The 21,586-nt window shown below is 61.0% G+C and carries 28 protein-coding genes and 5 pseudogenes; 18 read left to right on the top strand and 15 right to left on the bottom strand.

Annotated features, from left to right (window positions below):
- Window positions 1–121: 121 nt before the first annotated feature.
- From AAFG16_RS22910 to AAFG16_RS22900, 3 genes are all read right to left on the bottom strand, one after another.
- Complete coding sequence (locus AAFG16_RS22910) at window positions 122–346, bottom strand: hypothetical protein (RefSeq protein WP_283086945.1); 225 nt, start codon at window positions 344–346, stop codon at window positions 122–124.
- A 21-nt stretch (window positions 347–367) separates the two neighbouring features.
- On the bottom strand, window positions 368–688 hold the full coding sequence (locus tag AAFG16_RS22905) for a hypothetical protein (RefSeq protein ID WP_283086403.1): 321 nt from the start codon (window positions 686–688) through the stop codon (window positions 368–370).
- Window positions 689–772: 84 nt separating this feature from the next.
- Window positions 773–1,228: an Hsp20 family protein gene (locus tag AAFG16_RS22900; RefSeq protein WP_342740627.1), complete on the bottom strand. Its 456-nt coding sequence runs from the start codon at window positions 1,226–1,228 to the stop codon at window positions 773–775.
- Between the two features lie 829 nt (window positions 1,229–2,057).
- Between AAFG16_RS22900 and AAFG16_RS22895 the strand changes: the two genes are divergently transcribed.
- Window positions 2,058–2,423: a response regulator gene (locus AAFG16_RS22895; protein ID WP_342740626.1), complete on the top strand. Its 366-nt coding sequence runs from the start codon at window positions 2,058–2,060 to the stop codon at window positions 2,421–2,423.
- A 213-nt stretch (window positions 2,424–2,636) separates the two neighbouring features.
- Here the strand turns inward: AAFG16_RS22895 and AAFG16_RS22890 are convergent, their stop codons facing one another.
- The 3 genes from AAFG16_RS22890 to AAFG16_RS22880 all read right to left on the bottom strand — a co-directional run bounded on the left by AAFG16_RS22890 (window position 2,637) and on the right by AAFG16_RS22880 (window position 4,322).
- Window positions 2,637–2,798 (bottom strand): hypothetical protein, encoded by a 162-nt coding sequence (locus AAFG16_RS22890; RefSeq protein ID WP_283086400.1) that lies wholly within the window; start codon window positions 2,796–2,798, stop codon window positions 2,637–2,639.
- 63 nt (window positions 2,799–2,861) lie between these two features.
- Window positions 2,862–3,179, bottom strand: coding sequence for a hypothetical protein (locus tag AAFG16_RS22885; protein ID WP_283086399.1), 318 nt, complete (start codon window positions 3,177–3,179; stop codon window positions 2,862–2,864).
- Window positions 3,180–3,203: 24 nt separating this feature from the next.
- A complete protein-coding gene (locus AAFG16_RS22880) occupies window positions 3,204–4,322 on the bottom strand; it encodes a DUF1236 domain-containing protein (protein WP_342740625.1) in 1,119 nt (372 codons plus the stop codon).
- Between the two features lie 252 nt (window positions 4,323–4,574).
- On the opposite strand from AAFG16_RS22880, the gene AAFG16_RS22875 reads away from it, so the two are divergent.
- Window positions 4,575–4,802: a hypothetical protein gene (locus tag AAFG16_RS22875; RefSeq protein WP_283086397.1), complete on the top strand. Its 228-nt coding sequence runs from the start codon at window positions 4,575–4,577 to the stop codon at window positions 4,800–4,802.
- A gap of 217 nt (window positions 4,803–5,019) precedes the next feature.
- On the opposite strand, the gene AAFG16_RS22870 is transcribed toward AAFG16_RS22875, so the two are convergent.
- A complete protein-coding gene (locus AAFG16_RS22870; protein WP_283086396.1) occupies window positions 5,020–5,439 on the bottom strand; it encodes a hypothetical protein in 420 nt (139 codons plus the stop codon).
- Window positions 5,440–5,525: 86 nt separating this feature from the next.
- Entirely contained in the window at window positions 5,526–5,870 is a 345-nt protein-coding gene (locus tag AAFG16_RS22865; RefSeq protein WP_283086395.1) for a DUF1236 domain-containing protein, read from the bottom strand.
- Between the two features lie 185 nt (window positions 5,871–6,055).
- Here AAFG16_RS22865 and AAFG16_RS22860 point away from each other — a divergent pair, with 185 nt between their 5' ends.
- Window positions 6,056–7,456 carry a TAXI family TRAP transporter solute-binding subunit gene (locus AAFG16_RS22860; protein ID WP_342740624.1) on the top strand — a complete coding sequence of 467 codons (1,401 nt, stop codon included), beginning with the start codon at window positions 6,056–6,058 and terminating at the stop codon, window positions 7,454–7,456.
- A 22-nt stretch (window positions 7,457–7,478) separates the two neighbouring features.
- On the opposite strand, the gene AAFG16_RS22855 is transcribed toward AAFG16_RS22860, so the two are convergent.
- Window positions 7,479–7,742: a hypothetical protein gene (locus AAFG16_RS22855; protein WP_283086393.1), complete on the bottom strand. Its 264-nt coding sequence runs from the start codon at window positions 7,740–7,742 to the stop codon at window positions 7,479–7,481.
- Window positions 7,743–7,828: 86 nt separating this feature from the next.
- Between AAFG16_RS22855 and AAFG16_RS22850 the strand changes: the two are divergent.
- Window positions 7,829–7,966: pseudogene (locus tag AAFG16_RS22850) on the top strand (hypothetical protein); the annotation flags it as partial.
- A gap of 139 nt (window positions 7,967–8,105) precedes the next feature.
- Window positions 8,106–9,077 (top strand): MBL fold metallo-hydrolase, encoded by a 972-nt coding sequence (locus tag AAFG16_RS22845; protein WP_283086392.1) that lies wholly within the window; start codon window positions 8,106–8,108, stop codon window positions 9,075–9,077.
- 422 nt (window positions 9,078–9,499) lie between these two features.
- On the opposite strand, the gene AAFG16_RS22840 is transcribed toward AAFG16_RS22845, so the two are convergent.
- Window positions 9,500–9,754 (bottom strand): hypothetical protein, encoded by a 255-nt coding sequence (locus tag AAFG16_RS22840; RefSeq protein WP_283086944.1) that lies wholly within the window; start codon window positions 9,752–9,754, stop codon window positions 9,500–9,502.
- A 561-nt stretch (window positions 9,755–10,315) separates the two neighbouring features.
- Between AAFG16_RS22840 and AAFG16_RS22835 the strand changes: the two genes are divergently transcribed.
- Window positions 10,316–10,504 carry a hypothetical protein gene (locus AAFG16_RS22835; protein WP_342740623.1) on the top strand — a complete coding sequence of 63 codons (189 nt, stop codon included), beginning with the start codon at window positions 10,316–10,318 and terminating at the stop codon, window positions 10,502–10,504.
- Window positions 10,505–11,094: 590 nt separating this feature from the next.
- Window positions 11,095–11,265: a hypothetical protein gene (locus AAFG16_RS22830; RefSeq protein WP_342740622.1), complete on the top strand. Its 171-nt coding sequence runs from the start codon at window positions 11,095–11,097 to the stop codon at window positions 11,263–11,265.
- A 386-nt stretch (window positions 11,266–11,651) separates the two neighbouring features.
- Here AAFG16_RS22830 and AAFG16_RS22825 read toward each other — a convergent pair.
- Window positions 11,652–11,747: pseudogene (locus AAFG16_RS22825) on the bottom strand (SOS response-associated peptidase); the annotation flags it as partial.
- A 144-nt stretch (window positions 11,748–11,891) separates the two neighbouring features.
- Window positions 11,892–12,054: pseudogene (locus tag AAFG16_RS22820) on the bottom strand (SOS response-associated peptidase); the annotation flags it as partial.
- A 99-nt stretch (window positions 12,055–12,153) separates the two neighbouring features.
- Here AAFG16_RS22820 and AAFG16_RS22815 point away from each other — a divergent pair.
- Window positions 12,154–12,408, top strand: coding sequence for a hypothetical protein (locus tag AAFG16_RS22815; RefSeq protein WP_283086388.1), 255 nt, complete (start codon window positions 12,154–12,156; stop codon window positions 12,406–12,408).
- Between the two features lie 267 nt (window positions 12,409–12,675).
- On the opposite strand, the pseudogene AAFG16_RS22810 reads toward AAFG16_RS22815, so the two are convergent.
- Window positions 12,676–12,953: pseudogene (locus AAFG16_RS22810) on the bottom strand (hypothetical protein); the annotation flags it as partial.
- Between AAFG16_RS22810 and AAFG16_RS22805 the strand changes: the two are divergent.
- Together AAFG16_RS22805 and AAFG16_RS22800 are read left to right on the top strand one after the other, a co-directional pair.
- Window positions 12,899–13,165, top strand: coding sequence for a DUF3551 domain-containing protein (locus AAFG16_RS22805; protein ID WP_342740621.1), 267 nt, complete (start codon window positions 12,899–12,901; stop codon window positions 13,163–13,165). The pseudogene AAFG16_RS22810 and the gene AAFG16_RS22805 overlap by 55 nt on opposite strands.
- 68 nt (window positions 13,166–13,233) lie before the next feature.
- Window positions 13,234–13,383 carry a hypothetical protein gene (locus tag AAFG16_RS22800; protein WP_283086386.1) on the top strand — a complete coding sequence of 50 codons (150 nt, stop codon included), beginning with the start codon at window positions 13,234–13,236 and terminating at the stop codon, window positions 13,381–13,383.
- Window positions 13,384–13,552: 169 nt separating this feature from the next.
- Here AAFG16_RS22800 and AAFG16_RS22795 read toward each other — a convergent pair whose 3' ends face one another.
- Window positions 13,553–13,837 carry a hypothetical protein gene (locus tag AAFG16_RS22795; protein ID WP_342740620.1) on the bottom strand — a complete coding sequence of 95 codons (285 nt, stop codon included), beginning with the start codon at window positions 13,835–13,837 and terminating at the stop codon, window positions 13,553–13,555.
- 475 nt (window positions 13,838–14,312) lie between these two features.
- Window positions 14,313–14,930 carry a MarR family transcriptional regulator gene (locus AAFG16_RS22790; RefSeq protein WP_342740619.1) on the bottom strand — a complete coding sequence of 206 codons (618 nt, stop codon included), beginning with the start codon at window positions 14,928–14,930 and terminating at the stop codon, window positions 14,313–14,315.
- A gap of 755 nt (window positions 14,931–15,685) precedes the next feature.
- On the opposite strand from AAFG16_RS22790, the gene AAFG16_RS22785 reads away from it, so the two are divergent.
- From AAFG16_RS22785 to istB, 8 genes and pseudogenes are all read left to right on the top strand, one after another.
- Window positions 15,686–15,922 carry a hypothetical protein gene (locus AAFG16_RS22785; RefSeq protein WP_283086383.1) on the top strand — a complete coding sequence of 79 codons (237 nt, stop codon included), beginning with the start codon at window positions 15,686–15,688 and terminating at the stop codon, window positions 15,920–15,922.
- A gap of 359 nt (window positions 15,923–16,281) precedes the next feature.
- Window positions 16,282–16,497: a hypothetical protein gene (locus AAFG16_RS22780; RefSeq protein WP_283086382.1), complete on the top strand. Its 216-nt coding sequence runs from the start codon at window positions 16,282–16,284 to the stop codon at window positions 16,495–16,497.
- Window positions 16,498–16,750: 253 nt separating this feature from the next.
- On the top strand, window positions 16,751–16,969 hold the full coding sequence (locus AAFG16_RS22775) for a hypothetical protein (protein ID WP_283086381.1): 219 nt from the start codon (window positions 16,751–16,753) through the stop codon (window positions 16,967–16,969).
- A gap of 347 nt (window positions 16,970–17,316) precedes the next feature.
- The gene (locus AAFG16_RS22770) at window positions 17,317–17,481 is read left to right on the top strand and encodes a hypothetical protein (protein WP_283086380.1); all 165 of its coding nucleotides are present in this window, start codon (window positions 17,317–17,319) and stop codon (window positions 17,479–17,481) included.
- Between the two features lie 240 nt (window positions 17,482–17,721).
- On the top strand, window positions 17,722–18,801 hold the full coding sequence (locus AAFG16_RS22765; RefSeq protein WP_342740618.1) for an AraC family transcriptional regulator: 1,080 nt from the start codon (window positions 17,722–17,724) through the stop codon (window positions 18,799–18,801).
- A complete protein-coding gene (locus AAFG16_RS22760) occupies window positions 18,798–19,037 on the top strand; it encodes a helix-turn-helix domain-containing protein (RefSeq protein WP_342740617.1) in 240 nt (79 codons plus the stop codon). The genes AAFG16_RS22765 and AAFG16_RS22760 overlap by 4 nt, the downstream gene beginning before the upstream one ends.
- Window positions 19,038–19,079: 42 nt before the next feature.
- Window positions 19,080–20,108 carry an IS21 family transposase gene (istA, locus tag AAFG16_RS22755; protein WP_342740616.1) on the top strand — a complete coding sequence of 343 codons (1,029 nt, stop codon included), beginning with the start codon at window positions 19,080–19,082 and terminating at the stop codon, window positions 20,106–20,108.
- Window positions 20,108–20,964: pseudogene (istB, locus tag AAFG16_RS22750) on the top strand (IS21-like element helper ATPase IstB). The gene istA and the pseudogene istB overlap by 1 nt, the downstream one beginning before the upstream one ends.
- The last annotated feature ends 622 nt before the right edge of the window (window positions 20,965–21,586 follow it).

Genomic DNA, 21,586 nt, shown 5'->3' with positions numbered 1-21,586 from the left:
CCGCTGCTCGCGCTCGATCCGGCTCAGATAAAGTTCTCGCTCCTTCTCGGTCTTCGCGCGGGCGAGCAGTAGCCGTAGTGAGCTAAAACGCTGCCGCGGATAAGCATGTCCCTCACGGCGATCATGGCGCGGCCCCTGTTGTAGCAGGCAAGGCCGGTCTTGGGGGCATGGTGAGCGCGATGGGAATCGTCGGAGACGTCAACGCCTCCAGCGCCGACCTCTCCTCCGACAGGCGCCGTTCGATAAACTGCCGTTCGATGTCCGACAGCTGCGTCTTTAGAAGTCTTCGATAGCGGTGGATGTTGTTGCGGTGGGCACGGATGCGGGCAAGGTTCTGATCGAGCATCTTCGTCACTCCTCACCTCTCCTAGGCTGCTACCCGATCAACCGGCCGCAGCCGCATCGGCTTGCCGCCGGGAGGATTGCGGGGACCTTCATCCAGCGCGCAAAGGGCTTCCAAAATCTCGTCGATCTTGACCGGCGCCTTCAGCCCCTCGGGCGCCCGCAGCGACGGGCACGATGCGATTGCAGAAGCGTCCGATGCCCACGAAGCCAGGATGGCGCGCTTCTCGGACAGGCTGAGAGAAGGATGGGAGACCACCTCCCGGGGATGCTCGAAAACCGTACCGGGATGGATGATGGCGTTGAGATCGACAACGTTGTCGTGAAAAGCGGTCGTCGGCCGCATGGCTTCCTCCATTTCCAAGACGAGTTGAGGGAGAGCCGCGCGGGAAGACCCGCGCGGTTTTGGTCGCTGTTCTGTAGGATGGCCTTAGGCAGCCTTGGATTCGATCTGTGTCACGTTGCTCGGCGCGGCGCCGTTGATCGCAATGCGACGCGGCTTCATCGCCTCGGGGATCTCCCGTTGCAGGTCGATGACCAGCAGGCCGTTCTCGAAGCTGGCGCCTTTGACCTCAACGTGGTCGGCGAGCGTGAACTGCCGCTTGAAGTTGCGGGCCGAGATGCCGCGATGCAGGAAGGTCTTCCCCTCCTTCTCGCCCTTGTGACCTTCGAGCGTCAGGACGTTCTGCTCGACCGTCAGGACGACCTCGTCAGGGCTGAAGCCGGCGAGCGCGACCGAGATCTGGAAGCGGTTCTCGTCGAGACGCTCGATGTTGTAGGGGGGATAGGTTTCCTCGCCCGCGCGCTGGGCGGCCTCGGCGAGATCGAAAAGACGGTCGAAGCCGATGGCCGACCGGAACAGGGGCGAAAAATCAACAGTGCGCATAGCCAGATCCTCCTGGGAGCAAAATGGTTACGAGCTGCACCGGACACGACCGGTGCCCGTCTCAATGGCGGGACCCGAACGGCATCCCGATCGTCGTACGACGACGCCGAAAAAATTTGGAAGCCAGAGAAAAGTTTCAAGAGCCGCGGAAAAAATTTTTTGCGCAAGCAACGCGATGGTTAACCCGGGCGTCGCGGGCTATCCTCGGGCGCCCGTATGCACCCGCTTCCAGGCGCCTCCTGATAGACGCGCCACCTTTTCCGTGTGCCGCGCTCTGCGGCGAGGACCGCTCGCGCCGGCAGCCAGCTCGGTCCTTATTGTTCGCTAGGTTGGAGTCCGTCATCGCCGACGCGTCTTTCATGTCCATGGCGCCCTCTTCCGATCTCAAACAGACTTACGGTGGGGTATGGCCGCCGACTTCCTCCCTGTCTCTTCTTTCGCGGGCTTCTTGCCTGCTATCGGCATTGATTTCCTTCTGTCCGGATGCAGCCTTACGCGCCTTCTTGGCTGACTTTTTGACGCGCGTTTGGGTTCGGCCGATACTTCCCTTCCAACGCTCTGCCGCGGCACCTCCATCAGATCGACGACGTTCTCTCACCCTTTGGCCCTTCCTTCGGACGGATCACCTTGCCGGCCCGCTTCTCGTTAATTAGGTCGAGCAGCGCGCTCTCGTAGTGGTCTTCAAACTTCTCGGGATCAAACGTGCCTGCCTTCTGATTCACAATTCCAGGCAATGGGCCGGTTCAGCTGCAAGAGCCATTAGAACCGGGAACGACCGACGCTTTGCGCCGTTCGATGCGTGACACATACGATTCCTCAAGAGCCACCCGTGAGCATACTTCTCGTCGAGGACGACCCTCTGATCCGCGAATTTGTCGTAGAGGCCCTGCGCGAAGCGGGCTATCACGTCATCCACGCGAGCACCGGAGAGGAGGCGCTGGCTTGGTGCAAGCGTCGCGTCGCTGATGTGCTGGTTACAGACGTCAGGCTGCCTGGTCAGGTCGATGGATGGCAGATCGCGGAGCGATACCGAGAGCAGGATCCGGAGCTGCCGGTCATTTACGCCACCGGCTTCTCGCCGACGACGCCACGCCCCGTCCCGGGCAGCCGCATCGTGACGAAGCCTTTCCATCCAGACGAGATCGTCCGGACGATCAGGGAGCTCGGAGAGAAAAAGGGCGCGCCACCTGGTTAGCCACTCCATTCGCGGTCGGCGCGCTCGATCAGATCAAACTTCACTCTGCAGGAACGATAGCGCCGCCATCAGGTTTTCCCGATGCCCCTACCCCAAGGGGCGAACCCCGAACTGGCCCCAGCTCATTGCCCCCTGCCCCGAGCTGGGGCCTTTATACCACGCAGTGAGCGCTTCGAAAGGACGACTTCGGTAAAATCTGTTCGTCGCCGAGAGCTATCCGGCAGCGGTGGAATCCTGGCTCCCGAGCAACTTCAGCGCTGTCTCGATCTTCGCGAGAAGCGCCTGGATTTCGGCGTGCTCGTTCGGACCTAGATCGGTGTCGAGGCGCGCGAGCAACTGCTCCTTCTGAACCAGGAGCTTGGCAACAGCAGACATCTCATCCCCGCACAATTACGCAGACATCGAAGGGGCCGCTCGGAGAGCGACCCCTTCTCTAGCTCACCAGCTTCGGGTGCCGAAGCTGAACCCGATGCTCGGGCCGCCGCCGTAGTATCCGTAGCCGCGATCGTAGTAGCCGGTGCCGCCATAATAGCCGTAGCTTCGGCGGATCACATAGCCGTCGTCCCCGCCGTAGTAGCGCTGGACATAGCGGGGGCCGCGGGTCCGGTAGCAGCGGCCATACTCGTCACAGACGAGGCGCACCTGCTCAACGCCGGCAGCCTCGGTCGAGGCGATGGCCGCGGGCGCAAGAGGCGCGGCGTTCGCGGACGCCGCCATCAGGGTGGCCGCGAGCGCTCCTAGCACAATGGTCTTCATGGACGTTCTCCTTGCGCTGCGAGGTCAGTCGATCTCTTCGATGACACGGCGCTCGTGGGGTTCGACGATGTAGGTGCGGCTGTCCCGATTGATGTACCGGTACTCGCGAAGGGTCGGAGCATCCCGATAGACGTCTTCGGGGAACGCCTCGATCTCCACGCCCTCCGGCACTCGCTCGCCGGTCCGGATCTCGGTCCGGACGGTGCTGCCGGTCGTGCGGCGTTCGCGTTCGACGGGGCGCGCCTTGGCGTGCTTGCGGATGACCTCGCGATCGCGGTCGCTGAACGTTACCTTGCGCTGCTCGGTGCGCGCCGGCGCCGACGCAGTCGAGCGGCCGGAGTACGGCAGGACGGTCACGATCTTGTAGGTGGACGGTTCCACGATCACGATCTCGTCCTTCACCAGGACGAAGTTGTACCCCCGATACTGGGGCACGATCTCGACGACCTCGGCCGGCAGCGGCTGCAGGCGGACGTCGCGCGGCACGACCGTGCCGACGGACAGCGAGAAGTTCACGTTGGTCAGCGGCTGCACGTTCAGGTGCGAGATCGACGTGCTGATGCGGGTCCGCTGCTGATCGTTGATGTTCACCGAGGCATTCACGTTGGTGTTCGACGAACGATCCGCCGTGTTCTGCTGATTGTTCGGCTGCTGGGCCGTGTTGGTCGAGCCGCTACCCGCCGGGGACTGCGCCTGGTTGGTGCCCGAGGCAGGCGGGTTGGCGCTCTGCGTCTGATTGCTCGTGCTCGACGGAGAGTTGGTCTGCGCCTGGTTGGCAGGTGTCGTGGTCTGGCTGGACGGCTGATTGGTCTGGGCCTGGCTGGTCGAGTTGTTCGAGGCCGGCGCCTGCGTCGCGTTGGTGCCGGTGCCGGTACCAGAATTGGACGACTGGCCGGCCGCGGTTTGACCGGTCGAAGATGGAGACTGCGTCTGGGCCGAATTCGTCGAAGGATTGCTCTGCGCGGACCCCGACGACGTGTCGGGTGATGTGGTCGAAGTCGATGGCGACGTGGTCGACGTGGAATCCTGCTGACGCTGCGTAGCGGACGAACTGGGGCTCGACGTGCCCGGAGAAGATTGCGCGAACGCCGAAGTCGCGATGGCGACGGCAGCGGTAGTGGCCAAGAATAAACGCTTGTTCATCGGAAACCTCCCAAATGTGGACGTCGATCAACACCCGACGCGGCGCGCGGTTCCGAATGGGAAAATCCGGCAAGCCGCCAAACAGATCGAGACTGGGATTTCTTCCGGCAAGCCGGAGAATTGCTACTCCGGCGAAATGGCGCGAGAGGCGCGATGTTAACTATGCAGACTCTACCGCCGGGAATAAGTGGAACTTCGGTCGAGCCCCCTTCGTTAGCACACTACTTACGATCCGTTTTTGAGGAGGACACCATGAAGAAGCTGATCCTTTGCGGCGCTCTTGCCGCTTTCGCGCTGGGCACGCAGGCCGCCAGCGCCGCCGAGTTCTACATTGTTCGCGACGCGACCACCAAGAAGTGCACCGTCGTCGACACCAAGCCGACCACCACCACCACGACGGTCGTAGGCGACGGCGTCTACAAGACCAAGACCGAGGCCGAGTCCGCTGTGAAGACTACCAAGGTCTGCACCGAGCAGTAATCGCTCGGGTATCTTGGTTCACATGGACTGAGCAAACATAACTCTTGCGAACGGCTCGTCCGGCACGCTGGACGGGCCGGTTTCGTTTCGGCCACCTCGACCGGGCGCGTTCTCCCTTCGGCGTCACTATGAGCCCAGCTCGCGATACCGATTTTCGTATTCCCTAGCGATCCGACTGGCGGCCGCCTTTTCCTTTATTCACGCGCGAACTTCCCGGTCACCACCATCCGCCGGAAAGTGAGTCGCTCCTCTCGAAGGCAAGCCGCCGCTCGCGGACTCTCTTCGACAGTTTTGCCGAACGCTTAGGATGCGGGCGGGACTCTAGGGAGACGCGTGCGGTCGCTTCTTTCTTAATCTCAGAAGGTGCTCCGGACATCGCGGCCACAGCTGCCCGCATTTGCTGCTGGGGTTCTTCGAAAATTGGGTCGGCCTGCGCGATCCTCGGCAGCTCGGTGCGTGGACGCGTGTCGAACACGATCTTCTCCGGAAGGCTCCTCGCCGAGGCGATCCGGATGATGGTCCTGTCTGGATCGGTCGGGCTCGCCTGCGCGACGGGGGCCGGCAGGTACCGGTCGGCAGCGAAGAGCAGCGCCAACAGCAGCGCGCCGATGAAGACGAAGTATCGAACGATGGGCATGGACGGCCGCTCGCTGGAAGGAATTGGGTATCGGCGGGGCCGGCTTGACGTCGAGGCCGGCCGTTCAGCGACTCGCCTCGAAGGACTCAGTCGATCTCCTGGACGACCGTGCGCGTCGACGGATCGACCAGCATCACGCGCTCGCCCGAGTAGACGTAAGGATACTTGGTGAGCGAGGGACCCCAGTCGGCAGGCACGGACTCGAGCTCTACCTCGCGCGGCAGCGGCTGGCCGACCACGATCTTCTCGCGGGTCTCCACCGGGCGCACCTTGTGCTCGGTCACGTAGGTTCGGATCTTCGTGCGATACTCCGGCTCGATCTGCACCGCGGCATGACCGGTGCCGGTGGTGGTGGTGACGACCGTGGACTGTGCCATCGCGCCCGTCGAGATCAGCGCAGTAGCCGCGCACGCCAGCATCAACTGATTCATGAAAATCTCCTCGCCGCAGGAAGCGGCATGCGAGAACCCGCGAATGGTGGCAAGGTTCCCGCCCTGAGAATTGTCAGTTTGCTCTAGCGCGTGACGGAACATTCCGATCAAAGGCCGGTTCGCCCAAGTTAACGGCGGCGCACTTGTGGCTCCAAAGCAGGCGTTCGTTCACGTAGGTTCTGCCGATGTCACCGTTAGACCCAGTCAAGAGTGCTCACGATCGGCGCCAACGAAGGCTACTTTTCGTGTTGGCTTTGGGATTTGTCGTTTTCGGCGCCGCCGCGGCTGCCCTCTTCTACGTCATACAGCCCGAGACCCTGCGGATCGCCGTTGGCCCCGCAGGCAGCGACGACCATCAGGTGGTCGAAGCGATGGCCGAGGCTTTCGGAGAGGAAAGCAGGTCGGTCAAGCTTTCCCCAATCACGACCGAAGGTGCGGCCGAATCCCTCGCTCTGCTGGGCGCCGGCAAGGCCGACCTTGCAGTCGGTCGCGGCGACCTCGGCATGCCCGCGGATACGCAGACGCTGGCCGTATTGCGGAAGAACTACGTCGTCCTGTGGTCGCCGTCGGGGCGGTCGGGCAAGGACTCCAGGAAAAAGGCCACTGGGAAGATCGGAGAGATTGCCGATCTGGCCGGCCACAAGGTCGGCATCATCGGGAGAACCGGAGCCAATCTCGCGCTCCTGCGCATCATTCTGGTCGGCTCCGGCGTAGAGCCAAGCAAAGTAGCGACGGCGCAATTCGGGACCGACGAGATCGAAAAGCTCGCGCAAGACACGACTCTCGACGCCTATCTCGCGGTCGGTCCGCTCGACAGCAAGATCACCGCCACCGCGATCGCCGCGACCTCGCGATCGCGCGGAGCTCCGAAGTTTCTTCCGGTCGATGCATCCGAGGCCATCGCTTTGAAGCAGCGGCGCTACGAAGCCGAGGAAATTCCGGGCAGCGTCCTCAACGCGAAACCGGCCTGGCCGGAGGACAAGGTCGACACCATCAGCGTCAACCATCTCATCCTCGCCAGGAAGGAGCTGTCCGAAGCCAAGGCGGCGGCCTTCTATCGGCAACTGTTCGCGGTCCGCGACACGATCGCGCAACGTGTCGCCGGCGCCGCCCACATATCGAAGCCCGAAACGGAGAAGGAGACCGAACCTTCCGTGCACAGGGGCGCCGCAGCGGTCATCAACGGGACCGAGCGGACCTTTCTGGACAAGTACAGCGACTACTTCTGGTTCGCCCTGCTTCTGCTTTCGGGGATCGGTTCAGCCGCTGCCTGGCTGCGTCGCTATCTAAACCGGGACGAACACGACGACAACACAAGCCACCGCAACCGCATTCTCGCCGTGGTCTCAGAGGTTCGAGATGCAGGGTCCGAACAGGACTTGCTGGCATCGCAACGCGAAGTCGACGCGATCATCGGCGAAGCACTCAAGTGCTACGACGAAGGAGCCATCGAACAAGAGGACATAGTCGCATTCGGCCTGGTGCTCGAGCTGTTCAATCATGCCGTCGCGGAAAGGCGGGCGGCACTGCAGGGCGGCCTCATCGAAGCAAGAGCTCCGGGCCCAACCCTTGCCTCTCGCCGCTAGGCGCGCCCGGCAGGCCAAAACTTCATCGCTTCTGCAACACGCTCGAGAGCGCCGAACCATCGTTCAAGATCGAGAAGACCTCTCGCGAGGATAGATGCTCTGCGGCCTCCTCGAAAGTCTCGCTCGCATCGACCTTGGCACGGCCGACCGCCAGGTTGGCGTCGACCGTGTCGGGCCTGGCGGCGCGAGGAGGCGGCAGTTGCGCGAGGTGGAAGGCCAGGAGCGCAGGGTCTTCGCGCAGCTGCACCAGCGCGGGGCTGCCCCCTACGTCCGCCGACGCGCTCAATTCGTTCGCTCGACGCAGGACCGGAGGCGGCTCTCGTTCTTCGGGAGTGATAAACAAATTGCCGGAAGCGGGCTGGGCGGACCCGCATGGGAGCGACACACTTCCTCACCAAAACGCTTCCAAAAGTAGCCGCCGAAATGGCACTCTCGGTGCTGGCCTATAATCTGACACGGGTCATGAACATCGTCGGGATCAAGCCGCTAATCGCTGCGATCGGGGCCTGAGACACACGCGGCTCCCCGCTTCCGGGACCGACGCCCTTTGAGATCGTTTTTACACGGCCAAGACCCAAAGCGGACCTTGTGCAGTGCACATCCCCATTGATATGCTCGATCCATTCAGTCAGCGGGGAGTCCCGGAACGATGTCCGATATCTCGCGTCGGGACGTGACACTTGGCGCAGCCGGTGCTTATGCCGCGTTTGGACTTGACAAGGCGATCACGTTTGTCGACGCGGCTCACGCTCAACAGTCCGTCACTCAATCTTTCCGCAAATACAAGGTCGGCGACATTGAAATCTTCTCTCTGATCGATGGCATGCGTGATGTTCCGCTGCGGGAGGGCATGGTCAGGAATGTCAGCATCGAACAGGTCAAGACCGTGTTGCGTGGTGCCGGTTTTCCCGACAATCAGGCGCCCTTGCGGTTTATCGTCATGGCGCTCCAGCTGCGCGATCAAGTGGTCCTGATCGACTCGGGTACGGGCGGTCATCCGATTTATGGTGAGGGGAACGGCCGGTTATTCGAGAGCATGGCGGCGGCGGGCCTTGACCCCAAGGCAGTCAAGACGATCCTCGTCTCCCATCTCCACGGCGACCACATTTATGGCCTCATGAACAATGAGAGCGATGCGCAGGTCTTCCCGGATGCCGACATCGTGGTGCCCGCCGCGGAATTGAAATGGTGGACGCGCCCGGGGGTCGAGTCGATCGATCTCGGACCGACGCGCAAAGGCCTCGCCCAACGAATTCAGGCCACGGTGGCGACCTGGAAAAACGTCAGGACCTTTGAGGGAGAACCAGAACTCCTGCCCGGTGTGCACGCCGTTCAGGCGCCCGGCCATAGCCCGGGAATGGTCGCGCATCTGGTCACCTCCGGCGGCGAACAGTTCCTGATCAGCGCTGACGTGGTCAATCTTGCGCCACACATTTCAACAAATCCCGAGTGGCAACTCGCTATCGACCAGGACCCGCAAATGGCTGTCGAAACGCGAAGGAAGATCTTCGATCGCGCGGTCGCCGACAAGCTCACCATTTCGGGTACTCACTGGTTGATGCCGAACGTCGGCACGCTGGCCAAGGATGGCAGCAGGTACGTATTCGTAGCCGAGGGGTAATATTCCCGCGACACTATCTGTTGGCAATTGGAACACGACTGCTGCTCGTAGCGGAGAACCGGTCGGCATCTGAGTCAGCTTTTGGCCCTTCTGCGCCCCCCGGCGACTTCCGCTTTTGCGCCGCTGTTGAGAGCATAGCGGACGTCAAGCGCGCTCATCGGCAACGTCTCTTTTCATGAGTACGGATCGCCCCTTGTTTGCCAGCGAGCTGGCCTGCCGGCGCGTTTACGTGCGCCGCTCGCCTAGTCGACTAGCAGGAACGGGCATTTGTTGGTCGCCGCACGAAAGTCTGCTTCGGTCAGCGACACACAGCCCGCCAACCTCTGCCGGACCTTCTTGGGCCGGAAGAGCCACGACCCCAATTACGCTGCCTTACCAGATGGAAGAATAAGGCCGCCTTTAGAGTCGGAGGTCCGGCGCTTTTAGACCCACCTCATTATTCGCTTCCAGAGCGACAGGGATGTTGCATCGTCCCGCTCGGCAGGTGCCGTTGATGGCGCGCGGCCGTCTAGCTCGGTAAGCCGCTCGACCAAACCTTCCAGTTGCGACGGTAGCGGCTCGGCCTTGTCCGCGAGGGCACCACGAAGCCGCTCACCAATCTCCTTGCGGATCGCCTCGCATTGCTCTGGGTCTGGGGAATGATCGGGAAAGCGGCGGGTTGCAGGGACCTCAACCATGGTGGTCACCTTGGCTTCATGGGCTTCATTGCCCGGTAGCGTCCGCCGCCGCTGCGCTCACAACGCGCTTCGAACTTGCTCAGATCCGGCGTTACTGGATTTTTTACATAGGTAAATCTGGCATGCGGGTAGATCCGATCCCACGACCTCCCACTTCGGTAAAAAGGACTGATCTTTCTTCTAGGAACCTCCTGGGTTCGGTCCTATTATGTTGGTATCACCGGCCGAGGCTCTGCCCGTAGGCGTCGGCGGCTGAGAGACCGCTTGCGCTCCCGCCTGCACAAAGAGGGGGATCGCATGTTGGCATGCAGCGATACCAGCAACTTCAGAAATGGCTCTTCCGAGATCACGGAAATCTGCGCTCGCACGCGTGAGACAGTGGCAACATCTCAGGAAATACTAAAGACGCCAGCGCCCGACACTTTCTTGGTCGTCAGCATTATGCGCTCCTATCGCTGCCCGAGCGAGACGATGATCACGTGACGACTATTGCCATCTTGCTCATGGCCAAGGCCGAGGAGCAGTGAGATGGCTATCTAACGGCTGCTGCAAAACTCCGGCATGTCGCCAAAAGAGGCCAGCTCGATTACGGCAGCTTACGAGCAAGCGCTCCATACCCTTTGCCTCAAAGATCGCGACGATCCGCTAACGAAAATGATCGCCAAGAAGATCATCAAGATCGCGCAAACCGACGTCCGCGACCCCGCGGAAATAGCGGCTCTGGCAATCAAAGAACTCGAAATTCGGTAAAGGTATCTGGTACCCATCACCGGAAGAGCGCGCCCGCCATTATTGCGGGAACGCTGTTCGATGCACTTCGTTATTCCGTAACCTGGTAACCGCATTGGAGTGTGACCGCCAGGGCGGACGCGGCAGAGGCATAGTCGGGCGGCCTCATTGGTGAGAGGCTACGATGTTTGCCAGCAATTATAGCGACAATCTGAGCGCAGCCGTTTGCTATGCGCTTGAGACAACCCGAGCCACAGCAGTTTGCCCTTTCCACTCGGATGTGATCGTCCGCGTCGGGGATGACGCGGCCGAGAGCCACGCTTTTGAACGCGCCAAGAGGATCATCAAAAGGGATGGCACTCATTGGGACGGAGATGTTCTCCGTGAAGAGTTTAAGCGCCAACTCAGCGAAGCCGCAGATGGTCAATGTCCCCGGTGTGCGGGATCGATCGATCCAAGGGTCTAACGGCTCAGGACACCGGTAGAGCAAAAAGCTCCTCGCGTCGGTGCGCCATCCCCCGGCGTTGTGAATAATTCCCGGCGCGCCCCCCAGCGGAACTAATTTTCAACGAAGGCGATTGTCTTGTCGTCAGCGAGGGAGGATCATCGCCATGAGGATCGAATATCTCTCTGCTCTTGTGTTAGCTGTTCTCGCCGCTGGTTCTGGGCTGGCCGTCAATTCCGCCAGCACGCGGCCTTCCGAAAAGCAGTCCACGCCGACCATGCAAGTGGAGAACCGACTAGCTGCGTCGGTCGAGCCGTTCTTGCGCTCTGGTGGCTAACACGCCGCGTTGCAGCCCGGCGCTAATTTTGCGCCGGTGAAGTTTGTTCGCGGAGCAGCGCTCGCTTGGAGCGCATAAACGGGGCTCAGCGTCCGTGGATTGAAAATGCGCTTTGCGAACAAACTGTTAGCCACATCATAGTCTTTATCAAACCGTCAAGCTTAAGCTTTGGGACAACCGCCTCGGGAGGCAACGATGACACCCGATTGGCTTGCAGTCCCTGCAACGATCCTCTGTGTTTTTGTTCTGACCATTATCGTTTTGGTTGCCGTTGGCGCATGGTAGGCGACAGGACGGGGCCGCGCTTGTGCTCGACGACATCGAGGACCAGCGAGAAGCGGTCCCTCGGCAGATGCGGCGCTTGGATTTGGCGAACAGTAGTCGGTCTCATCGAGCGCGAACCAGACCACATCCTTTTTCTTCGTTTGAAGGTTCGGCCCCGGCGCGTACTCGGCAAAGCTGTTGGCCGGGACCAAGCAGCGGGTTCTCCGGCTTGAGCCGATCGCCATCATGCTAGTCTACTTGGCAGTATCGAAGCGCTCTGCCGATGCGCAAGATGCGTGGCCGCTCACGTTCGATGAGCTGAAGCCGCTCTACACTGATCTTGGGCTCGCCGAGCCGACCAGTTAGGCGACTGCCGCTGGTCGATCTGCCTTCTCCAACCTGCGCATCACGATTTTAAGCAAGTCGTCGGACAATGGCCGTTGTAAGCGCCTTTGCCTCGTCCCAGGGCGCGCGCATCCAGACATCTTGCTCCTCGTCTGTGGTCAGGATTACCGCGATCGCTTTGGATGATCAGCCTCAGACGAGGGATCGATGAACAGGCGTTCATGGAACGGCGCAGTTTTCAACTCGTTGGTCAGCGTGCTTATCTGAGGAGGAATGAAAATGAAGGTAATTATTGTTGCAGTTTCTGCGCTCGCCCTCATCGGGACTGCGCCCGTTGTGTTCGCGCAAGGTGTGTCGAGCAAAACGCCAGGGCACGAAATGCAAACCAAGGGCTCTAAGAAAGGCCAGCCGGGGGCTTCGGGATATGCTCCGGGGCATGACATGCAAGCCATGGGTTCTAAGAAGGGTCATCCCGGTGCCTCAGGCTATGCTCCCGGTCAAACCACTGGAGCGAACACGAAGCGTAGCTACTAACGTCAACTCGCAGGACCAGTAACAGGAGCCGCCGGTGTTGCAATCGGCGGCTTTCTGCGGCTCTGAGCTGGCAGAGTGGTTGATGATCGCCGCTTGGTTGGTAGTGATGCTCTTAAGATCGTCCACATCAGCACACTACGCGCGGAAGCTATCCAGAATAGTCGCAATCGCCAGGAGCGAGGCCGAAGCATTTGTTTACTTTTTGAGAATGCCAACGTCGGTGTTTGACAAGTTCTTTATGGCCCGTTCAGCGGCGGGCGTAGCATGCGAGCAGTCCTTGCGCATGTAGCGCTCTAGCTCATGAACCGGTGTTGACTTCCATCGCCGCAGGATGTCCAGGGGACGGTCTGATTGGTGTCGCAGCCGAGGCACCGGACCTCCAGATAGCCACACCCCGCATTGAGCTCGTCGCCTAAGGTGGGGGAAGGCTACGTCGGTCCCTTGAGGCGAGCATGCGCTAACGTCCTGGCCTGAGTTGAGGAGTGTCCCGATGCGCGTTCCAGTCCTTGCAATTCTCGTGAGCGGCGCACTCTGCGCCGCCACATCCGTGCAAGCGCAGACCTACGATCCCGCCTACCCGGTTTGCCTCCAAGTCTATACGGGCGGCTTCATGGATTACTATTTCGAGTGCGCCTACACCAATATGGCCCAGTGTCAGGCCTCCGCCTCGGGCCGCAGGGCGTCATGCGTGGTCAATTCCTATTATGCCGGGAAAGGCGGAAAGCCCGCAGTGCGACACGAGCGAACGCATCAGTAATGCATAAGGTTTACTTTTGCGTGTCATCGCGCTGAGCTGACGGACGCGCGCTGCATTGGAGGCGCCGCATGAAAGTCATCGTTGATGAAACCGGCGAGGTCATCGCCATAGCAACGGATGATCATATTCTGCTCGGGGGGCCACCATCGCCTGGCGGTGGCGGGGAGCATGGGCAAAAGGTTGTTCTGGCGAGATACCGGCGAACCTGTGAAGCTTGATCTCTTCTTCAAGCAACATCCGCAAGGAAAATCCCGCCGTTCAGCCTGAGCCGTTCGCCCTGGTAGTCTTTGAGTGGGTGAAGAACCCCAAGCATCCGGCATATCGGCGCGAGCACGATCAATTCTAGATGCAGCCTCCGAGAGGCAATCCGCGTCGAGGTTCGCGTTCCTAATTGCTGTCAGCTCCCGTCCGACGCAGCTTTTCGAACATGACGACGGCCGACACTCGCAGGAATGGTCCGCTGCGGTCCCGCACTTCGATCTTTATCATGCCGCCAGCGGGGCGGCGCGCACCATCCAAAATCGCCTGACCCAACAAATCCAGAGCCAGCTCGCGGGCCGCGCCCGTGTAGGGCAGTTCGATGCCTTCTTCATCGAACGTGGTCCCGGTCTCGCGATGGATGTCAAAAAAGACGGTTGGCATTGCACGGGATAAAGCGGCAGCAAACCGCAATGTTCCTACTTTTCCCGAAGCGGCGCTCGGCCAAAGCGCGAAATGATGCGATGTGCTCTTCAGACCAGCCCGTTTGGAGGGCTGACGAGCTGAGAAACTTCAGCACCTCTGGCTGTTCCCTGCTACCTTGGTCCGGCTCAAAAAAAGGAAACGTTTGATAATGAAAGACGAACTTTCCGCCCCATAATTGCGGGTTGCGCTACCAGAAATTCACCACCTTTGATTTAGATCAAAGCGAGCCGCGGCGCAGCCCCCATGAAGGTGGGAGGCCACGCGGGCCTCGCTGCCGGTGCCAATATTCAGCCAGCCCCTTGGGACCGGCGGCGAGCGCGCCTGTGCGGTGCCCAGGGGCTCGTCGCTCCAGACACCGTGAAGCCAATGCCCGGCGAGTTTCCAGAGGGCCATCTAGCTCGCGCTGCGACCAGAGGATCAAGAACAAGAACCCTAAGCATCCCGCGTACCGCAGGGTGCAGGATCAGTTCTGATCTAGGGCCTTGCTGGGCGCTTTCCCTTCAAAATGGCTGCATAGCAATGATGTATCTTTTGAGGAAACGGATTTCCGAAAGAACCGGCATTTGAACTGCCGATCACTTCCCGATCCACTTTCGGCCAAAAATATGCACTCGCTGCAAATGTCGGCGTGATGGCGGCCCCGCACAACGTCATGTCGAGACAGAACATGTCGGAGCGTGTCACGCATTCGGGATCGATCGTCAACAGTGAGGGCCGCAATCTGATCTCGGAGGACATTTACTGGATCACGTTCAAGCAATTTCTTGCCTTGAAATGTAACGCTCAAAATGATCGACCGCTTGTCTTCCGGAGATGGCTCGCGGGTCACCAATCCCTTTCTCTCTAGGACTGCGGCGATTTGCGATGCTCCGCTACGGTTCGTACCGACAAACCCGGCGAGAGCAGATGGTGTCCTTGAGAACCTGTTTGCACGCCCCAGGAAACGCAGCGCCATCCATTCGCGGTCGCTGAGACCCGAATGCTGACCCTCAAATAGCCAAGCGTTGGCCGTTTGCAGCAGCAGCTCCACGACCTCAGTTACTATTTTCATTGATGGCAGGAAGTCCTTTAGCCCGGACATTGGAGCGGGCCGGCCGGGGCATGGTGGCGGAAAGGCTACTGTCGGGACTTCGTTGCTGCCGGCATACCGTGCCGTGGAGGGACGTGCGGGGGCATGAAGCTCCATGCCTGCGCAGCGCCGCAATCTCCGCCCGAACTGCCGAATTTCGATAGCCCTACCGTTCCCAGCGAGGAACACCGTAGTAATACGGCTGTGAACAAACGAGAGATTGGCGCGGCACGTAATCGAATACGTCGGTCATTGGCCATAGCGGACACCGCGCGAATGATGGCGGCCGTTACGATCCGGTCATGCCTCATCTTGCTCCACCGAACCGCCCCCGATACATCGATTGCCATATCGCCAGACTGCCCGAGCCGGATGCATGTTGGGAGCTGGGCAGCTTGATGCTGGAGGCTGGGCCAGCATCATGCCCTTGGCTTTCGCGGCCCCAACTTTGCCCGCCAGCGAGTTAGGGCCGCCTTTTGGGACAAAGCGATGCGACGTGCTTGGAATTGCAGTTCCAAGTCCCGACGCAAGCTGGTCGCGCCACCCCATACATCTGTTGCCATATCGCTAGAACGCCCGAGCCCTGTGCACGTTGGGCCATGGGCCAGCATGACTCCCATCGGCTTGGCCCCTGCAGAGTATCGGCCCCAACTCAGCCCCCCGAGTTGGGGCCGCTTTTTGCGAGGCGCAATCCATAGAGAGGGAATGGACAGGGCGGTGGCGTTTGAGGCCGGGGAACGCTTCATCAGTTCCGGGGTTTCGAGGAAATGCCTCGATACTACTTCGACTTTCGCGATGACGCCGGGCTCACCATCGACGACACTGGTGAGGATTTGCCCGATCTTGATACTGCCCGGGATGCGGCGCTTAGGGCACTTGCCGAAGCCATCCGCAGCAAAAGCGAGATCCGCGCAGAGATGGGCGACATGTTCGTTGAGATGAGAACCCAAGCCGGGGCCGCTTTAACGGTGTCGGCATCGGTTGAAATCGTTATGAAGTCGTAAGATGGTCGGCCGTGATGAGAATGACCTCCTCGAACGCGCGGCTCGCGCGATTGCCGAGAGCAACAGGCTTGTCGAGGAAGCCGACCAGATCCGTTGGCAGGCCCAGCAAAGACACGCATGGCTTAGACACCATCGAGAGATTTTGGAACGGACTGGCCCCCGTCGCCTCTCCTCAGAGAAGCAAGCGGCATGCGCTAGACCCTTGAGAAGCTCGCAGCCTTGAGAGCACTCGGCGAAGGCCCTGAAGTTCTCTTTGTGCGCTGCACGCAGCGGAGGTTTCGCAGCCACCTGCATTTTGCTAAGTAATTGTCGGTGCTGAACCATGCGGATTAGGACCCGCAAGCGCGAGGGAGACTTTCATGCAAGATCGCCAACAAGCCCATTCCCCCAATGAACCGAATTATCGCTTCGTGGCACGGCAAGAGATCAGAGCGGCGAAGCTGGCCTATGAACGAGCGCAGCGAGCGTTTGAGCAGACCCGCGCTACGCTTAAACAGTCCCAAATCGTCTTGGAGCAGTCGTTCAAAGTCCTCGGCTCCTGTTCAGAGCAAGGGCAGGACAGGACGCAAGAGTAAGCTGCCTCAGTTGGGTGGTTCCTTTCATCGTGATGGCACTTATTGGCCCCACGAGGTCGCGTGCGCTCAGTCTTGTCAATTAGCGCGCGTCTCCAATGCAAAGCCCGTTCGCCGCAGCTTGGATTAAATGTGCTCTCACGACGGAAATAAGCCGCGAACTGGGGTATCATTTCGAACATCACCGACAAAGGCTCGGCTCGTAGGCGTCGGTGGCTGAGAGACAGCTTGTGCTCCCGCCTCTCGCGAGGAGCCGATGGAACGATCCCGCCAACTTCAACATCTAGAACAAGCTGAGCGTCACGTGTTGCGTGGCGAGCAGAACGTATCCGACCAAGAGCAGCGCATCGAAGACCTTGAAAATCACGGGTATGACGTAACTCTGGCCCGCGAACTATTGGAGACGTTCCTCCGCACTCAAGCGCAATTCGTCACGCACCGCGATCTGATCCTCAGAGAACTGGACCACGCTTGAACCACGGCCGATCATTGACGGCACTTAGACCACCACGATGTCTCGACGCATAAAGCGATCGCAATGCAACAGCGCGAGTTGCCTCGCTTCGCTGGCGCTACTCCGGTTGCGCATTCCGAGCACGTTTCTCGGCGACAAACTCCACCCACCGCCTAAGACGGAAGGGGGCGAGTAAGGCCGACGTGCAACCTGTCAGCATCAACGTCGCCTTGAGCACAAAGTGGATGCGCGACCTACAAGAGTTCCTTCACCTTGACCTAGGGATACATCCGAACGGGCAATAGCCGAAGATCGCTTCGCGCTGAAGAGTGAGGTCGCTGCTGCTGGGGGCCAAACGGAGATGTCCGATGGGTGTGGCAGGCTGGCGCTTTGCGCATATGAAGAGAACTCTCCGCTCCCGGGCGGTCTTTATCAGCGTGCTGGAAGAGTTGCCCTTTATCTGCCCGGTGGCGGTCGCAATCGGCTCGCTGATCATGATCGGCATCACTCTCTGCAAGGATTGGCCGCAGTGAGGCCTCGATCATCTGATCTGCAATCTTCTCGTAGCCGTTACGCGAAAATCTTTCCGTTACGGCATTTCGCGCATCATCGCAACCTCGATGCGAACCGTGTCAGCATCGAAAGTCTAACGGGAAATTCCTCGACATTTTCTTGAAGTCCTCCCTTGTAATCCACCTCACACCTGCACCGAAGCGCGGTCCGATATAGTCCAGTCGCTCTTGCGGGGTTGGGCGCCGAAACGGGAGGCCGGCATGTCAAACTCATCTGCGCTTTTGCGATGGTCGACCGAGATGCTGCCGGAGCGCGCTCGGTTCTCCACGTTCCGTGAGGAGTTCGCGCGGCTGAACCTCGCCTTGGATGTGATAGATCACAGCGGCGGCCGCCCGCGTATTGACGTCACCTACCTGTCGCTCGGCGCGGTTGGCGTTTGTAGTATTGTCACCACGCCGGTGGAGTTTATCCGGCACAAACACCACCTCAAGGATAGCCGCGACCAATTCGGACTGAACATCGTCGAGGCTGGACCCGTCCAATTTGCAAATGCTGGCCGGGAACATGTCTATGATGCCGGCTCCGCTTGTTTGGTTGACCGGGGAAAGCCACTGCGAGTATTTGGCCCGCGTGGCGGCAGCGTCAAATTCGTGACCGTGCAGGCTCCCGCCCTTAGGTCCCTGGTTGCGCAGCCGGAAGATCTTTCAGGTCGGCCGGTGCATCGTGGACCGGCGCTTAGATTGCTCGGTCGTTACCTGCGGTCGCTCGCATCCTTCAAAGAACCTCCGTCATCAAAACTGGCGTCCACCGTCGGCGTACATCTCCTCGATCTCGTGGCCGCGACGCTCGGGTCGACCGCCGAAGCTGCAGACATGGTTACCGAGCGTGGTGTGAAAGCGGCCAAGCTTCAGGCGATCCTGGCGGAGGTCGCGCAACGCTTTGGCGATCCCAATTTCGATCTGGACAATGTTGCCGGCACGCTCGGTATGTCGCGGCGATACGTGCAAAAATTACTCGAAGGGACCGGAAAGTCGTTCACCGAGCACCTTGCAGGGTGTCGGCTTGAGCGTGCCTTCGCGATGTTGGCTGACCCGCACTATCTGCATTTGGCTATCATTGATATCGCGTTTGCAGTCGGCTTTGGTGACCTTTCTCATTTCAATCGCTCGTTCCGCCGACGCTTCGGCGAGACGCCATCAGGCGTGCGCGCCGCATCAATCGTGCTGCAGAAGTCGTCCAGCGCCCCCGCACAATGCGCTGTGTCGCGCGCCATGGAAAACTGCCCCCTCGGCGTCACGAGGAATTGCCCCTCCTTGGATAGCCGAGGAGAGAGCGAATGAACGAGGAACGAATCACGGAAGGCTCGTCGTGGATTGATCCACGGGGGCAGGTGATGAAGACGCCGGATGACGTGGCGGAGATGTTGCGCCTGAGGGCGTGCGGGTGGGGTCTGAAGCGGATTGCGCGGCAGCTGGGCTGCAGCCATCACACGGTGAAGGACTACGTGACGGCGGGCGGGGTGAAGCCGTTCAAGTCGCCTGAGCGGGCAAAACGACTCCATGGCCTCGAGGGTTGACTGCGCGAGAGGTTCATTCGGCATCGCGGCAATGCGGATGTGGTGCGCCAGGACCTGTTGGCCGAGCAAGGCGTGGCAGTCAGCCGGCGAACGTTGCAACGCGCCGTGCAGCCCTATCGCCAGGCGCTGAAGGCCGAAGCGCTGGCGACGACGCAGTTTGAGACGTCCCCGGGCCGGCAGCTGCAGATCGACTTTGGCGAGCGTCTGGTCGAGATCGGCGGGGTGAAGATCAAAGCATTCGTGTTCGTGGCGACGCTCGGGCATTCGCGGCGGCTGCATGTCCGTGCGTTCCGGGCCGAGAAGCAAGAGCACTGGTTCGCCGGGCTTGAGAGTGCATTTACGACATTCGGCGGCGTGCCGGAGGAAGTGCTGATGGACAATCCACGCGCGCTCGTGGCGCGCCACGACGCGGTGAGCCGGTCGGTTCAGTTTAACGACAAGCTCATCGCGTTCGCGAAGCATTGGGGCTTCCGTCCTCGCGCCTGCGCGCCGTATCGGGCGCGCACGAAGGGCAAGACGGAGAGTGGCGTCGGCTACGTCAAGAAGAACGCGATCGCGGGGCATTCCTTCGCGAGCTGGGAGGCATTCGAGGCGCATCTCGCCGAGTGGGAGCGTGAGGTGGCGAACGTGCGCATCCACGGCACGACCGGCGAGGCGCCGATCGCTCGCTTTGCGCGTGACGAGGCGCACCGGTTGAAGCCGCTCGGCGGGCAGCCGTCGTTTGGATCGTTGCGTGAACTGGCCCGCGTCGTCGGCAACGATTGTGCCGTCGAGGTCGACACGAACAGCTACTCGGTGCCGTGGCGGCTGATCGGTGAGCGCGTGGCGGTGACGGTTGCGGCCGGCGAGGTGCGCATCCGCCACGGCATGCGCGAGGTTGCGGTCCACAAGCAATCGGAGGGGCGCCGGCTGCGGATCGTCGATTCCGCCCACCTCGACGGGGTTGCCGGTCGCAACGGCGCGGTCTGCCGACCGGCAATCGCGGCATCGACAGTGCCGGCGCCTTCTCCACTGCCCTCGTTGTTGCGTCCTCTTGCCGAATACGAAGCAGTGATCGGAGGGAGCTTCTGATGGCGCGCACAAGGAAGGCTACCGAAGCACCAACCGATCGGCTCGACGCCATGCTGGCGCGATTGCAGCTCTCCGGCATCCGCGACCAGCTCGACAACCTGCTCGACGAGGCGGCGCGCGCCAACCTATCGGCGCGTGAGACGCTGATCCTGCTGTGCGAGCGCGAGAGCGCGCGCAAGGATCATCGCCGCATCGAGATGGCGCTCAAACTCGCACACTTCCCGGCCGTGAAGGAGCTTGCGGGCTTCGACTTCGAGGCACAGCCGTCGATCGATCCGAAGCAGATCCGCGACCTGGCCGCGTCACGTTGGATCGCCAACGGCGAGAACGTGCTGCTGCTCGGCCCGCCGGGCGTCGGTAAGACGCACTTGTCGATCGCGCTCGGGCGAGAGGCGATCCTGGCCGGTTACACGGTGCAGTTCACCACGGCGACGACCCTGGTCGCTGGCATGGCCAAGGCGCACGGCGAGCGGCGCCTGGACGAGAAACTGCTCGCGCTGGCGAAGCCAAAGCTGCTGATCGTCGACGAACTCGGCTACCTGCCGCTGGAGCCCGACGCGTCGCATCTGTTCTTCCAGCTGGTCAGCCGCCGCTACGAAACCGGCGCCATGCTGATCACGTCGAACCGCGCGTTGCCGAATGGGGCACCGTGTTCGCCGATCCGGTCGTCGCCACTGCGATCCTCGACCGGCTCTTGCACCACAGCCACGTGCTGACCATCCGCGGCGACAGCTATCGGCTCCGCGCCAAGCGAAAGAGCGGCCTCATCAAGGCGCCCGCCGCTGACGGCCCTCCGGTCGGCTCCGCCTCCCTCCGTCCCGTCAGCGGCGGAGCCAACCTTCAACTGACATCATGAACCCGAGGGTGGGGGCAGTTCTTCATGACGCAAAGGGGGCAGTTCCGGATGGCGTTTGACACGCTGGCGACGGCCGCTGAAGCGCAGATACGCACCGGGAGGGCGCAAGGCATCATGAGAGAGGCCGCAGGAAGGCCGTACAGGAGCCCAGGCGAGGCTACCGGACACCGGACCACGCCAGCGCATAGGAGAGCCCGCAGGAAGGGGCCGTAAAGCCAGCTACGTGCTCCAAGGGCACCCCGACCGGGCCGCGCGAGCGCCATGTGAAACTAGGGCCTATTAGGGCCCAGCCGGTTCGGACGGGCTTCTCGCCCGTCCGGCAGCAACATAAATATACCTTTATCTTCAAGCGCTTCCGGAGATTTCAACAGGCCGAAAAAATCGCTGGCGGAAAGGACCACACGGTTTTGCCGTACGCGCGGCCCGCTATTCGCCGCAGTTTTCCCAGCCCTGTCGACAGAGCCGGGAACTTACAGGCGAGACGAACCTGACAGCGCCGTCCGTCCGCACGAAGCCTTGGGCTCACGGAGAGCAATCCGCCCTTCCCTCAACCTCTCGCGCCCGGCGCTGCCGCGTCCACCGCAAGCCCGGCTCGCGAAACATGACGACCACATGATCGCCC

This window comes from Bradyrhizobium sp. B117, from assembly GCF_038969555.1.
In the GTDB taxonomy this organism is placed as follows: Bacteria; Pseudomonadota; Alphaproteobacteria; order Rhizobiales; family Xanthobacteraceae; genus Bradyrhizobium.
The sequence above is the reverse complement of the archived record's forward strand: the minus strand, read 5'-3'. Positions and strand labels throughout refer to the sequence as shown.

Bases quoted from the DNA above. Each gene is read 5' to 3' on its own strand.
- AAFG16_RS22835 (WP_342740623.1), top strand. From the start codon at position 10,316: ATGTCGCCAAAAGAGGCCAGCTCGATTACGGCAGCTTACGAGCAAGCG.
- AAFG16_RS22885 (WP_283086399.1), bottom strand. From the start codon at position 3,179: ATGAAGACCATTGTGCTAGGAGCGCTCGCGGCCACCCTGATGGCGGCG.
- AAFG16_RS22790 (WP_342740619.1), bottom strand. From the start codon at position 14,930: ATGTCCGGGCTAAAGGACTTCCTGCCATCAATGAAAATAGTAACTGAG.
- AAFG16_RS22865 (WP_283086395.1), bottom strand. From the start codon at position 5,870: ATGAATCAGTTGATGCTGGCGTGCGCGGCTACTGCGCTGATCTCGACG.
- AAFG16_RS22840 (WP_283086944.1), bottom strand. From the start codon at position 9,754: ATGGTTGAGGTCCCTGCAACCCGCCGCTTTCCCGATCATTCCCCAGAC.
- AAFG16_RS22780 (WP_283086382.1), top strand. From the start codon at position 16,282: ATGCAAGATCGCCAACAAGCCCATTCCCCCAATGAACCGAATTATCGC.
- AAFG16_RS22900 (WP_342740627.1), bottom strand. From the start codon at position 1,228: ATGCGCACTGTTGATTTTTCGCCCCTGTTCCGGTCGGCCATCGGCTTC.
- AAFG16_RS22770 (WP_283086380.1), top strand. From the start codon at position 17,317: ATGGGTGTGGCAGGCTGGCGCTTTGCGCATATGAAGAGAACTCTCCGC.
- AAFG16_RS22800 (WP_283086386.1), top strand. From the start codon at position 13,234: ATGAAAGTCATCGTTGATGAAACCGGCGAGGTCATCGCCATAGCAACG.
- AAFG16_RS22760 (WP_342740617.1), top strand. From the start codon at position 18,798: ATGAACGAGGAACGAATCACGGAAGGCTCGTCGTGGATTGATCCACGG.
- AAFG16_RS22890 (WP_283086400.1), bottom strand. From the start codon at position 2,798: ATGTCTGCTGTTGCCAAGCTCCTGGTTCAGAAGGAGCAGTTGCTCGCG.
- AAFG16_RS22785 (WP_283086383.1), top strand. From the start codon at position 15,686: ATGCCTCGATACTACTTCGACTTTCGCGATGACGCCGGGCTCACCATC.
- AAFG16_RS22870 (WP_283086396.1), bottom strand. From the start codon at position 5,439: ATGCCCATCGTTCGATACTTCGTCTTCATCGGCGCGCTGCTGTTGGCG.
- AAFG16_RS22765 (WP_342740618.1), top strand. From the start codon at position 17,722: ATGTCAAACTCATCTGCGCTTTTGCGATGGTCGACCGAGATGCTGCCG.
- AAFG16_RS22860 (WP_342740624.1), top strand. From the start codon at position 6,056: ATGTCACCGTTAGACCCAGTCAAGAGTGCTCACGATCGGCGCCAACGA.
- AAFG16_RS22830 (WP_342740622.1), top strand. From the start codon at position 11,095: ATGAGGATCGAATATCTCTCTGCTCTTGTGTTAGCTGTTCTCGCCGCT.
- AAFG16_RS22805 (WP_342740621.1), top strand. From the start codon at position 12,899: ATGCGCGTTCCAGTCCTTGCAATTCTCGTGAGCGGCGCACTCTGCGCC.
- AAFG16_RS22910 (WP_283086945.1), bottom strand. From the start codon at position 346: ATGCTCGATCAGAACCTTGCCCGCATCCGTGCCCACCGCAACAACATC.
- AAFG16_RS22815 (WP_283086388.1), top strand. From the start codon at position 12,154: ATGAAGGTAATTATTGTTGCAGTTTCTGCGCTCGCCCTCATCGGGACT.
- AAFG16_RS22845 (WP_283086392.1), top strand. From the start codon at position 8,106: ATGTCCGATATCTCGCGTCGGGACGTGACACTTGGCGCAGCCGGTGCT.
- AAFG16_RS22875 (WP_283086397.1), top strand. From the start codon at position 4,575: ATGAAGAAGCTGATCCTTTGCGGCGCTCTTGCCGCTTTCGCGCTGGGC.
- AAFG16_RS22880 (WP_342740625.1), bottom strand. From the start codon at position 4,322: ATGAACAAGCGTTTATTCTTGGCCACTACCGCTGCCGTCGCCATCGCG.
- AAFG16_RS22775 (WP_283086381.1), top strand. From the start codon at position 16,751: ATGGAACGATCCCGCCAACTTCAACATCTAGAACAAGCTGAGCGTCAC.
- AAFG16_RS22905 (WP_283086403.1), bottom strand. From the start codon at position 688: ATGCGGCCGACGACCGCTTTTCACGACAACGTTGTCGATCTCAACGCC.